The 14,840-nt window shown below is 73.3% G+C and carries 11 protein-coding genes and 1 pseudogene; 5 read left to right on the forward strand and 7 right to left on the reverse strand.

The genetic code is table 11. The features are described 5' to 3' along the window. A pseudogene (locus AUV08_RS02485) lies at positions 1 to 179 on the reverse strand (lipoyl synthase); the annotation flags it as partial. Next, on the reverse strand, positions 176 to 877 hold the full coding sequence (lipB, locus tag AUV08_RS02490; protein ID WP_036314221.1) for a lipoyl(octanoyl) transferase LipB: 702 nt from the start codon (positions 875 to 877) through the stop codon (positions 176 to 178). The gene lipB and the pseudogene AUV08_RS02485, both read right to left, overlap by 4 nt. A 108-nt stretch (positions 878 to 985) precedes the next feature. On the opposite strand from lipB, the gene AUV08_RS02495 reads away from it, so the two are divergent. Then, positions 986 to 2,659 carry a serine/threonine-protein kinase gene (locus AUV08_RS02495; RefSeq protein WP_061867232.1) on the forward strand — a complete coding sequence of 558 codons (1,674 nt, stop codon included), beginning with the start codon at positions 986 to 988 and terminating at the stop codon, positions 2,657 to 2,659. Between the two features lie 116 nt (positions 2,660 to 2,775). Here the strand turns inward: AUV08_RS02495 and AUV08_RS02500 are convergent, their stop codons facing one another. From AUV08_RS02500 to AUV08_RS02515, 4 genes are all read right to left on the reverse strand, one after another. Continuing rightward, positions 2,776 to 3,120 (reverse strand): hypothetical protein, encoded by a 345-nt coding sequence (locus tag AUV08_RS02500; RefSeq protein ID WP_010078527.1) that lies wholly within the window; start codon positions 3,118 to 3,120, stop codon positions 2,776 to 2,778. An 18-nt stretch (positions 3,121 to 3,138) separates the two neighbouring features. Beyond that, on the reverse strand, positions 3,139 to 5,004 hold the full coding sequence (sucB, locus tag AUV08_RS02505; protein WP_036336936.1) for a 2-oxoglutarate dehydrogenase, E2 component, dihydrolipoamide succinyltransferase: 1,866 nt from the start codon (positions 5,002 to 5,004) through the stop codon (positions 3,139 to 3,141). A gap of 98 nt (positions 5,005 to 5,102) precedes the next feature. Next, entirely contained in the window at positions 5,103 to 6,482 is a 1,380-nt protein-coding gene (gene lpdA / locus AUV08_RS02510) for a dihydrolipoyl dehydrogenase (protein WP_036336938.1), read from the reverse strand. A 115-nt stretch (positions 6,483 to 6,597) separates the two neighbouring features. Next, entirely contained in the window at positions 6,598 to 8,130 is a 1,533-nt protein-coding gene (locus AUV08_RS02515) for a leucyl aminopeptidase (protein WP_061873082.1), read from the reverse strand. Positions 8,131 to 8,364: 234 nt separating this feature from the next. Here AUV08_RS02515 and AUV08_RS02520 point away from each other — a divergent pair, with 234 nt between their 5' ends. From AUV08_RS02520 to AUV08_RS02530, 3 genes are all read left to right on the forward strand, one after another. Next, entirely contained in the window at positions 8,365 to 9,321 is a 957-nt protein-coding gene (locus AUV08_RS02520) for a PAC2 family protein (protein ID WP_036384622.1), read from the forward strand. A gap of 36 nt (positions 9,322 to 9,357) precedes the next feature. After that, on the forward strand, positions 9,358 to 10,416 hold the full coding sequence (locus AUV08_RS02525) for a DUF4192 domain-containing protein (RefSeq protein ID WP_012750911.1): 1,059 nt from the start codon (positions 9,358 to 9,360) through the stop codon (positions 10,414 to 10,416). Between the two features lie 160 nt (positions 10,417 to 10,576). Continuing rightward, positions 10,577 to 12,127 (forward strand): RNA polymerase sigma factor, encoded by a 1,551-nt coding sequence (locus AUV08_RS02530; RefSeq protein WP_254184191.1) that lies wholly within the window; start codon positions 10,577 to 10,579, stop codon positions 12,125 to 12,127. 65 nt (positions 12,128 to 12,192) lie between these two features. On the opposite strand, the gene AUV08_RS02535 is transcribed toward AUV08_RS02530, so the two are convergent. Continuing rightward, positions 12,193 to 12,402, reverse strand: a complete 210-nt coding sequence (locus tag AUV08_RS02535) for a hypothetical protein (RefSeq protein WP_002858172.1) — start codon at positions 12,400 to 12,402, stop codon at positions 12,193 to 12,195. Between the two features lie 251 nt (positions 12,403 to 12,653). On the opposite strand from AUV08_RS02535, the gene AUV08_RS02540 reads away from it, so the two are divergent. Continuing rightward, positions 12,654 to 14,759: a type IIA DNA topoisomerase subunit B gene (locus AUV08_RS02540; RefSeq protein WP_036384624.1), complete on the forward strand. Its 2,106-nt coding sequence runs from the start codon at positions 12,654 to 12,656 to the stop codon at positions 14,757 to 14,759. Positions 14,760 to 14,840 lie beyond the last annotated feature (81 nt).

Raw genomic sequence — 14,840 nt, forward strand, 5'->3', positions numbered from 1 at the left:
CAGCCGGCCTCCTCGCACACGGTGTGCAGGCCGGCGGACTTGACCTTGTTCTTCAGGCCGATGTACTCGGGGCCCATGTGGACCTTGGCCTTGATCCACTCGGGCTTGCGCTCGACGGGCACCTCGGCGTTGCGCGCCTCCACGCGCAGCAGGCGGCGTCCTTCGGGGGCGAGGCTCATGCGGGGATTCCTTCCGTGGGGGTGACGGCGATGTACGCAGGCCCGAGCTCGTCCAGATGACGGGTGAGCACCGGCACGACGTCGGCCGGGGTGATGGTCCGGCCCGTCTCGACCGACAGGGTGGTGGTGGCGGCGTCCGTGATGCCGCACGCGATGATGCCCTCGTAGGGGGCCAGGGAGTTGGAGCAGTTCAGTGCGAAGCCGTGCATCGAGACGCCGTCGTGGATGGACAGGCCGATGGCGCCGACCTTGCGGTCCGGGCGGGCCGTGCCGTCGTCGTCCCGGTCCGCGAGGACCCAGATGCCTGCCCGCCCGTCCACGCGGACGGCCGTGACGCCGAACTCGGCGGCGGTGCGGATCAGCAGCTCCTCGAGGAACCAGACGTAGTCCTTGACGTGGGCACGGTCGCGCAGCCGGACCACGGGGTAGCCGACCAGCTGGCCCGGCCCGTGCCATGTGATCTTGCCGCCGCGGTCCACGTCCACGACGGGGGCGCCGTCCGTGGGGCGCTCGGCGTCCTCGGTGCGGCGACCGGCCGTGTAGACGGCTTCGTGCTCCAGGAGGAGGAATTCGCCGTCGGAGCGGCCGGCGACGACGTCCGCGTGCAGGGCGCGTTGGGCGTCCCAGGCGGCGTGGTAGTCCACCAGGTCGGGCGCCAGGCCGAGCACGCGCAGGGGCGGCAGGGGTGTCTCGGGCATGACGTCCACTGTAGTCCTCGGGCCCGGACCTGTGGACAACCGCCGTGACGCTCGGGGACATGCGGCACCCTGGGCTGGAACGGACGGCGCGGCGGAGAGGGGAGACCGATGCGGGACTGGGACGAGGCGGACGGCGGCGCGGCCGGACGCGTCGGCGGCGGGCCGGAGACCGAACCGGAGAGGTCGTCGGAGCCGGGCACGGCTGCGCCGCGCGCCCCGGGCTGGGAACCCGTCCGGCTGCTCGGCGCGGGCGCCCAGGCGGAGGTCTGGCTCGTCGAGGACGGTCGGGGCGTCCGGGCCGCCCTGAAGGTGCCCCGTGCCGGCGCGGCGCCGGATGCGCTGGCGGCGGAGGCGCAGGCCGGACGGGTCGCGCATCCCCATCTGCTGCGCGTGCTCGGCGTGGTGGAGACGGACCGGGGCCTCGGGGTCCTCACCGAGCACCGCGCGGCCGGCACGCTGCAGGACATGGTGCAGCGGGTCGGACCCCTGAGCCCGGGGCAGGCCGTCACCGTGCTCGTCCCGATCGCCCAGGCTCTCGCGTGCCTGCACCGCGAGGGGGTGGTGCACGGCGACGTGTCCCCGGCGAACGTCCTGTTCGGCGTCGACGGCAGCCCGGCCCTCGCCGACCTCGGCGTCGCCCGGGTGGTCGGCGGGGCGTCGGGGGCCGGGGCGACGCCGGGCTTCGCGGCCCCCGAGGCGCTCGCCGCGGTGGAGGGGGCCGGGGCGGAACCGGGGGCGTCTCCGGCGGTGGGGGCGCCGAGTGACGTCCATGCGTGGGCCGCCCTGGGCTGGTACGCGCTCACCGGTCGGGCGCCGGGCGCCGCCGGGCATCGGGCGCCGCTGCCCGTCCTGGTCCCCGAAGCGTCCCCCGAGCTCGCGCTGCTGCTCGATGCGGCGCTCTCCCCGGACCCGGCGGCGCGGCCGAGCGCGGAGGAGGCCGCCGCAGCCGTATACGCGACGGCCCGGCCCGAGCCGGTCCCGCTGGGAGAGGCCGCCCCCGCCGAGGTGGCGCACCTGCTGCCCACGGTGCTGCCGGGCTCCGGGCCCACGCGGCGACGCCGGGGACGACGCGCGGCTCCGAGACGGCGCGCGCTCGCGCGCCGACGGGGGGCGGCGCCACGCCGGGGCGTCCTCCTGGCCGCAGGGCTGGCCACCGCGCTGGCCGTGGGCGGTGGCACCGCCGGGCTGTGGTGGCCGGCGGCTCCGGGCTCGGCAGCGGAGGGGGCGCCGGAGCCGGCGGGCGCGGTGCCGGCCGGCACCGCGGTGGACGCGGCGGGCCCGGCGGACGGGACGCGGGAGAGCGGGGCGCCGGCGAGGGTGCCGGACACGGGTGCCCCCGGGGAGGACGCCGCCGGGGAGGACGCCGTCGACGTGGGCGAAACGCTGGCCGCGGTCGGCCACGCACGGACGGCCGCGCTCACCGACCCGGAGCCCGCGCGACTGGACGCCTACGCCGTGCCTGGGGGACCGGCGTGGGAGAACGACCGGGATCTGCTGCGCCGGCTGACGGACGAGGGGTTCGCCTTCTCCGGCCTCGAGGTGACGGTGGAGCAGGCCGGTCCCGCCCGGCGGGCCGGGGACGACGCGCTGCGTGTCGACGCCGTGCTCCGGACGTCGGCCCACACCGTGCTGGACCGCGCGGGACGCGTGGCGGCGCATCGGGAGGCGACGGCCGAGGAGGTCGTGCTGGTCCTGCGCAGCGGCCACGGAGAGGGCCCCGAGGGGCGGGACGGCGGCGCGGCGGGTCGGACGTGGCGGGTCGAGACCGTCGATCCGCGCTGACCCCGGGCCCGGATCCAGCGCCGGAGGCCGGCGGTCCCGACGGGGGGACGCCGCGGGCCCCGGGGAGAAGCTCCCCGGGGCCCGCGGCGTGGTGCGGCGTCAGCCGCCTGGGCTGATCACTGCCAGAGGACGGCGACCAGGATGTTCACCAGGCCCAGACCGCCCACCGCGTGGGCCAGGCCCGTGGGCACGACCTCCCCGCGGTTGGACTTGCGGCGGCCGATCAGGGCGGCCACGAAGACGATGACGCCGATCAGGAACTTGACGCCCAGCTTCATGTGGTTCGGCTCCCCGCTCATGGCGAGGCCGAAAAGCACCACGCCGGAGACGATCATGCCCACGGAGCCCCACCACTGCGAGGTGGTGACGGTCGGGTTGCGGAAGTGCGCGAACCAACCGCCCACGATCGCTGCGGCGGACACGATGTGCACGGCCACCAGGATGCTGTGCAGGATATCCACAGTCCTTCTCCCTTTCCGTCAGAGACCCAGCTCGTTGGCGAACTCGCCGCCCTCGAGACGCTGACGCAGCGTCGTCAGGAAGCGGCCCGCGTCGGCCCCGTCCACCAGGCGGTGGTCGTAGGTCAGGGACAGGTACATCATGTGGCGGATGGCGATCGAGTCGTTGCCGTCCGCGTCGGTCACCACCATGGGGCGCTTCACGATCGCACCGGTGCCCAGGATCGCGACCTGCGGCTGGTTGATGATCGGCGTGTCGAACAGCGCGCCCACGGAGCCGATGTTCGTGATCGAGAACGTGCCGCCCGAGAGCTCGTCCGGCGAGATCTTGTTCGTGCGGGTGCGCTCGGCCACGTCGGCGATCTTCTGGGCGAGGCCCGTCAGGTTCAGGGAGCCGGCGTCCTTGATGACGGGCACCAGCAGCCCCTTCTCCGTGTCCACGGCGATCGCGATGTCCTCGGACGCGTGGTATGTGATCTCCTTGTTGTCCTCGGAGAACGACGCGTTCAGCTTGGGGTGCTGCTTGAGGGCCTCGGCGACCGCCTTGGTGATGAACGGCAGGTACGTCAGGTTCACGCCGGCCTGCTGCTGGAAGGAGGCCTTGGCCTTCTTGCGCAGCTGCACGATGCGGGTGACGTCCACCTCGTGCACCTGGGTCAGCTGGGCGGACAGGTCGAGGGACTCGCGCATGCGCTGGGCGATGACCTGGCGGATGCGCGGCGCCTTCTCCACCTCGCCGCGGACCGAGGGGTCCACGGAGGAGCTCGCGGCCGGGGCGGACGCAGCGGCCGGGGCGGACGACGGGGCGGCAGCCTCGGAGGCCTGCTCGGCCGGAGCCTCGGACCCGCCCGCGGCGGCCTGCGAGGCCAGCGCGGCGGCGAGCACGTCCTGCTTGCGGATGCGGCCGCCGACGCCCGTGCCGCGAACCGTGGACAGGTCCACGTTGTTCTGGTGGGCCAGGCGGCGCACCAGCGGGGTCACGTAGCCCTGGCCGGGCTCGGTGGCGGAGGGCGCCTCGGCGGACTCGGCCTGCGCGGAGTCGCGCTCGGCGGACTCGCGCCGGGAGGCCTCCTCGGACGGAGACGCCTCCGGCGTCTTCTCCGACTTCTCGGCGCCGGCGGCCTCGGCGGCCTCCTCGGTCTCCTCGGGGGCCTCGGCCTCGGTCGCCTTGTCCTCGATCTCCTCGGCGGACGCCTCGTCCTGACCGGAGGAGCCCTCCGACGGGGCGGAGCCGCCGCCGGCGGAGCCGGAGCCGACGAGTGCGAGGACGGCGCCCACCTCGACGGTGTCGTCCTCCTCCGCACGGATCTCCAGGAGGGTGCCCGCCACGGGGGAGGGGATCTCGGTGTCGACCTTGTCGGTGGAGACCTCGAGCAGCGGCTCGTCGACCTCGACCTCGTCGCCGACGGACTTCAGCCAGCGGGTCACGGTGCCCTCGGTCACGGACTCGCCCAGCGCGGGCAGGGTGACCTCGGAGGCCTCGCCGCCGGCCGACGGGGCCCCGTCCGAGCCCTGGTCGGTGGAGGCGCGCTCCTCCGGAGCCGGCTCGCCTGCGGGCTCCTGCTGGGCGTCGTCCTGCTGCGCCTCCTCGACGGCGGGCTCCTCGGCCGCGGCGTCGTCCTCCGACGCGTCGGCGGAGCCGCCGCCGGAGCCGTCGCCGATCGTGGCCAGCGGGGCGCCGACCTCGACCGTGTCGTCCTCCTCGACCAGGATCTCCTCGAGCACGCCGGCCACGGGGGACGGGATCTCGGTGTCGACCTTGTCGGTGGAGACCTCCACCAGGGGCTCGTCGACGGCGACCTCGTCGCCGACGGCCTTGAGCCAGCGGGTCACGGTGCCCTCGGTGACGGATTCGCCCAGGGCGGGCAGGTTCACGGTTTCAGACATGGTTCCGATGCTCCTCATGAGGGGTGGGCGCCGGGGGCGCCCACCCGGGGTTGCGAGGTGGGCCCGACGCACGGACCCGGGATGGTCAGTGCGGTGGGTCAGCTGTGCAGCGGGTGGCCGAACAGGGCCATGGCGGCCTCGCCCAGGGCCTCGTTCTGCGTGGGGTGCGCGTGCACGAACTGGGCGACGTCCTCGGGGTAGGCCTCCCAGTTCACGATGAGCTGCGCCTCGCCGATCTGCTCGCCGATGCGCTTGCCGATGCCGTGCACGCCCACGATCGGGCCGTTCTTCTGGCGGATCATCTTGATGATGCCGCCGGTGCCGAGGATCGAGGACTTGCCGTTGCCGGCCAGGTTGTACTCGGCGACCTCGACGTTGTCCTTGCCGAACTTCTCCTCCGCCTTGGGCTGGGTGTAGCCCACGGACATGATCTCCGGCTCGGTGAAGGTGACCTTCGGGATGTTGATGTCCTCGACGACCATCGGCTTGTTGCCGGCGATCTCCTCGGCCACGAAGATGCCCTGCTGGAAGCCGCGGTGCGCCAGCTGCAGACCGGGAACGATGTCGCCCACGGCGTAGATGTTGCCGACGCCGGTGTGCAGACGCTCGTCGGTGAGGACGAAGCCGCGGTCCATCTTGACGCCCTGCTCCTCGTAGCCGAGGCCCTCGGTGTTCGGGCCGCGGCCGACGGCGACGAGGCAGACCTCGGCCTCGAACTCCTTGCCGTCCGCGAGGGTCACCTTGACGCCCGAGTCGGTCTCCTCGACCTTGTCGAAGAACGTGCCCAGGTTGGTCTTGATGCCCTTCTTCTTGAACTCGCGCTCGAGGACCTTGATGATCGCCGGGTCCTCGTTGGGGACCAGGGTCTTCAGGCCCTCGATGATGGTGACGTCGACGCCGAAGGAGTTCCACAGGGACGCGAACTCGGAGCCGATGACACCGCCGCCGAGCACGATGGCCGACTTCGGGGTGTAGTCCAGCTCGAGGGCCTCCGTGGAGGTCATGATCTTCTTGGAGATGGGCAGGCCCATGGTCTTGGCCACGGAGCCGGAGGCCAGCACGATGTTCTCCGCCGTGTAACGGGTGCCGTCGACCTCGACCTCGTTCTTCGAGACGAGCTTGCCCTCGCCCTCGATGACCTGGACCTTGCGCATCTTCAGCAGGCCGGCCAGGCCCTTGTGCTTGCCGGCGACGATGCCGTCCTTGTAGTCGCGCACCTTCGCCATGTCCACGGACTCGAGGGTCGCGTTGACGCCGAACTTGGCGGCGTTGCGGGTCTCATCGGCCACCTCGGCGGCGTGCAGGTAGGCCTTCGTGGGGATGCAGCCCCAGTGCAGGCAGGTGCCGCCGACCTTGGACTTCTCCACGAGGGCGACGGACTTGCCGTACTGCACGGAACGCAGGGCTGCGGCGTACCCGGCGGAGCCACCGCCGAGGACGAGGACGTCGAATTCCTGAGCGGTTGCCTTGTCGGCCACGATGTTGCTCCTTGGTGCTGGGGTCGGTGGATCGTGGTGGTGGTGCGTCACCGCCACCCCCGGCCGTCGGCGGCGGGCCGCGCGGCCGGGGACGCGGTGGACATCGGGACCAACCTTACCGGGCACGCCCCTCGATGAGACCCAACAGGGTCCGCACCATCACGCCGGTGGCGTCCTGCGGGGTGTAGCCGTACGCGGCCGACTCGTTGAAGGAGGGGCCGGCGATGTCGAGGTGGGCCCAGGGGGTCCGTGCGGCGGCGTCGCCCTCCGACCGTCCGGCGTCGACGAATTCGCGCAGGAAGGTGGCGGCGGTCATCATGCCGCCGAAGCGGTCGCCCATGTTGGAGATGTCCGCGACGCGCGAAGTGAGCGAGGCGCGCAGCTGCTCCGGCAGGGGCATGCCCCACGCGAGCTCCCCGGCCGCGTCGGCCGCGGCGACGACCTCGTCGCGCAGCGCGTCGTCACCCATGACGCCCGTGTGGCGCACGCCGAGGGCGACCAGCTGGGCACCGGTGAGGGTGGCCACGTCGAGCACCGCGTCGGGTCGCTCGTCGGTGGCCGCCACGAGGGCGTCGGCCATGACGACGCGGCCCTCGGCGTCCGTGTTCATGACCTCCACGGTCTTGCCGCCGTACATCGTGATGACGTCGGACGGGCGGATGGCGGTGCCCGAGGGCATGTTCTCGGCCAGCGCCAGCCAGCCGGTCACCTTCACAGGGACGTCCAGGGCCGCGGCGGCGCGCACGACGGCGAAGACGGTGGCGGCGCCGGCCATGTCCGACTTCATCGTCATCATCGAGGCGGCGGGCTTCAGCGAGATGCCGCCCGTGTCGAAGGTGATGCCCTTGCCCACCAGCGCGATGTGCGCGGCGGCGTCGGCCGGCGCGTGCTCGATGCGCACGAGCCGCGGCGGGCGGGAGGAGCCCTGGCCGATCGCGAGGATGCCGCCGAAGCCCTCGGCGCGTAGGCGGTCCTCGTCCCACACGTCCACGCTCACGGACGAGTCCGCGAGGTCCTCCGCGACGGCGTCCGCGAACGTGGCCGGGTAGAGGTGCGAGGGGGCCGTGTTCACCAGGTCGCGCACGGCGCAGACCGCGTCGCCCACGACGGCGGCCCGGCGCAGCACGGGGTCGGCGTCCGCGGCGGCGAGCGGGGTGACGACCTCGACCTCGCGGACGGGACGGGACGTGTCCGTCTCGGCGCGGGCGCGCTCGGACTTCTGGGCGGTGAAGGCGTACGCGCCCAGGACGGCGCCCTCGGCGACGGCGGCCAGTCGGGCCGGGGTGTCGGCCGGCAGGGCCAGGGCCACGGCGTCGGTGCCGGCCAGGGAGCGCATGGCAGCCCCGGCGGCGCGGCGCAGGGACTCGTCCGCGGCCTCGCCGTCGTCGTCCAGACCGCCGACGCCGGCCAGGACCAGCAGCGGCACCGGCACGCCGTCCAGGCCCGGGAGGCGGTGGATCTCGTCCTCGGCGCCCCGCACGCCCAGCAGCTCGAACGAGGCCTCGAGGGCGGTGGCCGCCTCGGCCGGCAGCGCGTCCGTCAGGAGCACGGGGCCGTCCGGGCCGGTGCCCACCCCCACCACGAGGGCGGAGGCGGTCAGGTCCTCCAGGGCACAGGCGGTCAGGGTCGGGCGGTCCAGGGTGATCACGGACGGGCCTCTCTTCCGGGGGTGGGGGGATGCGCCCGGCGGGGTGGGCCGGGCCGTCCCGCGTCATCCTAGCCAGAGGGCTCGCGCGCCCGTCCAGGGCGCGCGGGCGCGGAATAGGAGTGTGCCGTGCCGTGGTTGACTGACGCCAGAGGATAGGGAGGGATCCGCGTCCGTCGCCATCCGGGCGGCGGGGACGGCTCTCCCGCAGACAGACCACCGGAAGGGGAACGAGACGTGCAGGACGCCGCGCCGCTGTACACCCGTCATGAGGGGGCGCCCGTGCCCCCCGGCCTGGGCATGCTCGTGGCCCTGACCGGGCACATGGACGCGGGCCGGGTCGCTCGGCAGGTGCGGGCCGCCCTGCATGAGCACCTGACCCATCGGACCGTCGTCTCCTTCGACGTCGACTCGATGTTCGACTACCGCGCCCGGCGTCCCCGGCTCCGGTTCGACCGGGACCGCTACCGCGATCTGCGCCTGCCCGCGCTCGAGGTGCAGCTGGTCGAGGACCTGCTCGGCCACCCCTTCCTGCTGCTGTCCGGCCCCGAGCCGGACTTCCGGTGGCAGGCGGTGACGGAGGCCGTGCTCGGCCTCGCGCAGGAGTGGGAGGTGGACTCGCTCACGTTCCTCGACGCGGCCCCGCTGCCCGTGCCGCACACGCGGCGGCTCGGGGTCACGACCCACGGGTCCCGCGCCGAGGCCGTCGAGGGGCTGTCCACCTGGAGCCCGCAGGCGGACATCGTCGCGGGGCTGCTGCAGATGCTGGAGCTGCGCGCCGAGGAGGCGGACCTGCCGACGGCGGGCTACACCGTCCATGTGCCGCACTACGTGGCCGAGGCGTCCTTCCCCCAGGCGGCCGTGGCCGCGCTCGAGTACGCGGGGGCCGCCATGGGGCTCATGCTGCCCTCGGACGACCTGCGAGACGCCTCGCGGGACATCGAGGCCGAGCTGGAGCGCCAGGTCTCCGGGTCCGGGGAGATCCAGCAGATGATCGCCGGCCTGGAGCGCAACTACGACCAGAACGCCGAGGACCAGGAGCGGTCGTTGCTCGAGACCGAGCAGGGCCTGCCCGACGGCGACGAACTCGCCTCCGCCGTCGAGGCGTACCTCGCCGCGCGGGACGCCGGCGGCGGGTCCGCTCCTGCACAGGAGGACGGACCCGGCCGTCCGTCCACCGACGACGGGGACTGATTCCACCGCGGGGGCCCGGTCGGCGAGGGTGGCGGCATGGAAGCCCCCACCTCGCTCGACGCCCCCGTCCTGCCGGCCCGCGGCCCGGAGGACCTGCTCGCCTACGTCGGCCACGCCCTCGGGCGGTTGCCCGAGGACAGCCTCGTCCTCCTCACCCTGCACGACGGGCGCCTGCGCGCTGTGGTGCGGGTCGATCTGCCTCCCGAGGAGGTCGACGTCGACGCTTGGGCCTGCGCCGTGGCCGAGGTGTGCCGGCGGGACGCGGCAGCGGACGCGACGCTCTGCCTCGCGTTGCCGGACGGCGCCCGAGCCACGCTGACCCGTCCCGGCTGGGCCGCGGCGCTCGACGACGCCCTGGCGTCCGCGGGTCGCCCCCTGGCCGCGGCCTGGACGTGCGCGCACGGACGGGCGCGCCCCTGGTGGGGGAGCAGCATCGCCGAGGAGGGCACCCTCGACCCCCGAGCCGCGCCGCTGTCCCTGCACCTGATGACCCGCGGTTCGGTCTGGGACCGCGCGGCGGTGTCCGACCCGGTCCCGCGTCGTGGTCCCGCCGCGGCCCGGCCCGACGACGCGCGGTGGCGGCCGCCCGAGCAGGACGCGCCCCCGGCACGCCGCGCGTGGCTGGCGCAGTGGGAGCCGGTGCTGACCGGCACGGCGCGTGGCCGCGGTGCGCCCGCCCCCGCCGTGCTGGGCTCGCCGCTGACGCGTCCGGCCTGGCGCGACGGCCTGCTGCTCCATGCCGCCGCGCCGTCCGGCGCGGCCACGGGGGATCCGGGGGACGAGGAACGGATCCTCACCGCGGCCTCGCGCCGGGCGCCGGCCTGGGACCGGCTGGACGCCCTGCGGGCGGGGCTGCGCGCGCTCGTGCCCGTCGCGACGCCGGCCGTGGCGGCTCAGGCCCTGGCACTGGCCGGGTGGGTCGGCTGGGCCCGCGGCCACGGCTCCGACGCGGACGCCCACCTGACCGCGGCGGCGGCGCTGAGTCCCGGCGACCCGTTCGTCTCCGTCCTGCGACGCATCGTGGCCGCGGGGTGCGTCGCAGGCTGGGCGACCGACCCGGCCACCGCGTGGCGGCCCGACGGTGGCCGCCCATGAGAGAATGATGCGGCTTCACGACGGCACGGCCGACCGCAGCCCGTTTCCCGGGTTCGGAATAGATCGGTCTCAGCCGTCGTTGGCACTCACGGACCCTGCAGTCGGCGGGCCCGGACGACGTCGGTCGTCCGAGGCCGCGACTTGACAGGGTCACGTGTCTATGGACTGCAAGGATCCGCGGGTGGCCGCGGACGAGACGGAAAGGCCTCGAGTGACCACTTCGACGACCAGCGGTGTGCAGGACGGCAAGGAGACCACTGCCTCCGAGGCCACGACCACGCGCACCCGCTCCACGGCAGCCAAGAAGTCGGCAGCCAAGAAGTCGGCAGCCACGAAGAGCGCCACGACGCGGACGACCGCGACGAAGTCGGCGGCGACCAAGACCGCTGCCACGCCGACGGCCAAGAAGAAGGCGACCCGGAAGCCCACCGCGGCCAAGACCACCGCCACGGCCAAGACCACCGCCGCGAAGAAGACCGCCACGACCGGGGGCAAGAAGGCCACCGCGTCCGCCGCCTCCGCCGAGCAGGCCGAGGACGACGAGGAGCTCGTCCAGGCGCGCGAGCGCACCGAGGCCGCCGACGCCGTCGAGGAGGACGTGGTGGAGGACGAGACCGCCACCGAGGACTCGGACGACGCGGACGCGGACGGCTCGGACGCTCCGGAGCGCCCGGCGATGGACGCGGAGGCCGTGACTGGCACGAAGGCCGCCACGGGCCAGAAGGTGGCCCAGTCCAAGGGCGCGTTCGTCATGGACGACTCCGAGGACGACGCCCCGGTGCAGCAGGTGGTCGTGGCGGGTGCCACGGCGGACCCGGTGAAGGACTACCTGAAGCAGATCGGCAAGGTCGCCCTGCTCAACGCCGAGCAGGAGGTGGACCTGGCCATGCGCATCGAGGCCGGCCTCTACGCCGAGCACGTCGTGCAGCACGAGGCCTCCGACGACTACCGCGAGCGCCGGGACATCCAGCTGATCATCGCGGACGGGCGCAAGGCCAAGAACCACCTGCTCGAGGCCAACCTGCGTCTGGTGGTCTCCCTGGCCAAGCGCTACACCGGCCGCGGCATGCTGTTCCTGGACCTCATCCAGGAGGGCAACCTCGGCCTGATCCGCGCCGTCGAGAAGTTCGACTACACCAAGGGCTTCAAGTTCTCCACGTATGCCACGTGGTGGATCCGTCAGGCCATCACCCGCGCCATGGCGGACCAGGCCCGCACCATCCGCATCCCGGTGCACATGGTGGAGGTCATCAACAAGCTGGCCCGCGTGCAGCGGCAGATGCTCCAGGACCTCGGCCGCGAGCCCACCCCGGAGGAGCTGGCCAAGGAGCTGGACATGACCCCGGAGAAGGTCGTGGAGGTGCAGAAGTACGGCCGCGAGCCCATCTCCCTGCACACCCCGCTCGGCGAGGACGGCGACTCCGAGTTCGGCGACCTGATCGAGGACTCCGAGGCCGTCGTGCCCGCGGACGCCGTCTCCTTCACGCTGCTCCAGGAGCAGCTGCACTCGGTGCTCGACACGCTCTCCGAGCGCGAGGCCGGTGTCGTCGCCATGCGCTTCGGCCTGACCGACGGACAGCCCAAGACGCTGGATGAGATCGGCAAGGTCTATGGAGTGACGCGCGAGCGGATCCGCCAGATCGAGTCGAAGACCATGTCCAAGCTGCGTCACCCCTCCCGCTCGCAGGTGCTCCGGGACTACCTGGACTGAGTCGGAGCGGCATGACGAAGGGCCGGACCCCCGCGGGGGTCCGGCCCTTCGTCATGCCGGGCGCCTCAGGCGCCGGCGGTGAGGCGGTCCGTCTCGTCCTGCCACAGCGCGGCCTGGGGACGCAGCGCGTCCTCGACGGCGCGGGCGTGGTGGGCGCAGAACTGGAGGGCACCGCCGGAGTGCAGCACGGCGCGGACGTAGGCCTGCGCGCCGCAGCGGTCGCAGCGGTCGGAACGGGTGAGGGCGGCCGGCTCGGCCACGGCGGTGATGGACATGGTGTCCTCCTCGGGTCTCTCGGGGCTGGAGGGCGACGACGCCGGTGGGGCGGGCCGGTCCTCCTCTTGTCCCATGGAACAGCAAGGATGGCAGGGAACTTCCCCGCGCGCCCGCCCCGCACCCGCGTTTCGCCACCCGCGTACGCAAGCGCCCGGGCCGGGCGGCCCGGGAGGTCCGGCTCGGATCCTGGCGTGTCCGGCCCGCGGAGTAGGCTGGACCGGCCGCCGTCGTCCACCGAAAGGCCCGCCCCGTGCCCGCGAACACCGAGTACAACGCCCGCCACCTCTCCGTGCTGGAGGGGCTCGAGGCCGTCCGCAAGCGGCCGGGCATGTACATCGGCTCCACCGATTCCCGCGGCCTCATGCACTGCCTCTGGGAGATCATCGACAACTCGGTGGACGAGGCTCTGGCCGGCTTCGGGCAGTCGATCGAGATCACCCTGCATCCGGACGGCTCCGTCGAGGTCGAGGACAACGGGCGCGGCATCCCCGTGGACGTGGAGCCGCGCACCGGTCTGTCCGGCGTCGAGGTGGTGTTCACCAAGCTCCACGCCGGCGGCAAGTTCGGCGGCGGTTCCTACGCCGCCTCGGGCGGCCTGCACGGCGTGGGCGCGTCGGTGGTCAACGCCCTGTCCTCGCGCCTGGACGTGCAGGTGCTGCGCGGGGGCAAGGTCCATCAGATGTCGTTCCGGCGCGGCGAGCCGGGCCGCTTCCAGGACGGGTCGCGCCCGTCGCCGGACGCCCCGTTCGAGCCGTCCACGGACGCCTCGCCGCTGGACGTCGTCGGGAAGGCCAAACGTGGGCAGACCGGCACGCGCGTGCGCTACTGGGCGGACGAGCAGATCTTCGTGAAGGACGCGACGTTCTCCGCCGAGGAGCTCCAGGCGCGGGCGCGCCAGACCGCCTACCTGATCCCGGGCCTGCGGATCACGGTCAAGGACCTGCGCCGCCGACCCGGCACGCCCGGCGCCGACGGCCCGGTCGAGGAGGTCTTCCAGTACGACGGCGGCATCTCCGAGTTCGTGGAGCACCTCACGCCCGCCACCCCGGTGACGGACGTGTGGCGGATCCAGGGCTCCGGCACCTTCAAGGAGCGGGTCCCGGTGCTCGGCGAGGACGGGCGCACCTCCATGCAGGATGTGCAGCGCACGTGCGAGGTGGACGTCGCCCTGCGCTGGGACGTCGGCTACGACACCGTGTTCCGGTCCTTCGTGAACATCATCGCCACGCCCAAGGGCGGCACCCACCAGTCCGGGTTCGAGGCGGCACTGCTGAAGGCGTTCCGCGCCCAGGTGGAGGCCAACGCGCGCCGGCTCAAGGCCGGGTCGGACAAGGTGGAGAAGGACGACGTGCTGGCCGGCATGACCGCCGTCCTGACGGTGCGGCTCGCCGAGCCGCAGTTCGAGGGGCAGACCAAGGAGATCCTCGGCACCTCCGCGGTGCGGCGGATCGTCTCCCAAGTGGTGGAGAAGCAGCTGACCGCCCGCCTCACCTCCACGGCCCGCGCCCAGAAGCAGCAGGTGCACACGCTGCTGGAGAAGGTCGTCGCCGAGATGAAGTCGCGCATCTCCGCGCGCACCCACAAGGAGAACCAGCGGCGCAAGAACGCCCTGGAGACCTCGACGATGCCGGCCAAGCTGGCGGACTGCCGCAGCAACGACGTCGCCTCCTCCGAGCTGTTCATCGTCGAGGGCGACTCGGCGCTCGGCACCGCCAAGCTGGCCCGGTCCTCCGACTTCCAGGCCCTGCTGCCGATCCGGGGCAAGATCCTGAACGTGCAGAAGGCCTCCGTCTCGGACATCCTGGCCAATGCCGAGTGCGCGGCGCTGATCCAGGTCGTCGGGGGTGGTGCGGGGCGCAGCTTCGACCTGGATGCGGCCCGCTACGGCAAGGTCGTGCTGATGACGGACGCGGACGTGGACGGTGCCCACATCCGCACCCTCCTGCTGACGCTCTTCTTCCGCTACATGCGGCCCATGGTCGAGGCCGGGCGCGTGTACGCGGCCGTCCCGCCGCTGCACCGGATCGAGGCGGTGACCCGGGGCGTCAAGGAACGCGAGGTCATCTACACGTACTCCGAGCAGGAGCTGCACGCGACGCTCGCCCGCCTGGAGCGGGAGGGCCGCTCGTATCGCGAGCCGATCCAGCGCTACAAGGGTCTGGGCGAGATGGACGCGGACCAGCTGGCCGAGACCACCATGGACCCGCGCCACCGCATGCTCCGCCGCGTGAACATCGCCGAGGTGGAGGCCGCCGAGCGCGTCTTCGACCTGCTCATGGGTTCCGCGGTGGCCCCGCGCAAGGACTTCATCGTCTCCCACGCCGACGAGCTGGACCGCGAGCGCATCGACGCCTGACCCTCCGCTTTCGTTCGGGAAACGGCGGCGCGGCCGCCGCCGTTTCCCGAACGAAAGCGGCGTGACCCGCGCCGTTTTCCG

The sequence above is a fragment of the Micrococcus sp. CH7 genome, assembly GCF_001595485.1.
GTDB lineage: Bacteria > Actinomycetota > Actinomycetes > Actinomycetales > Micrococcaceae > Micrococcus > Micrococcus luteus.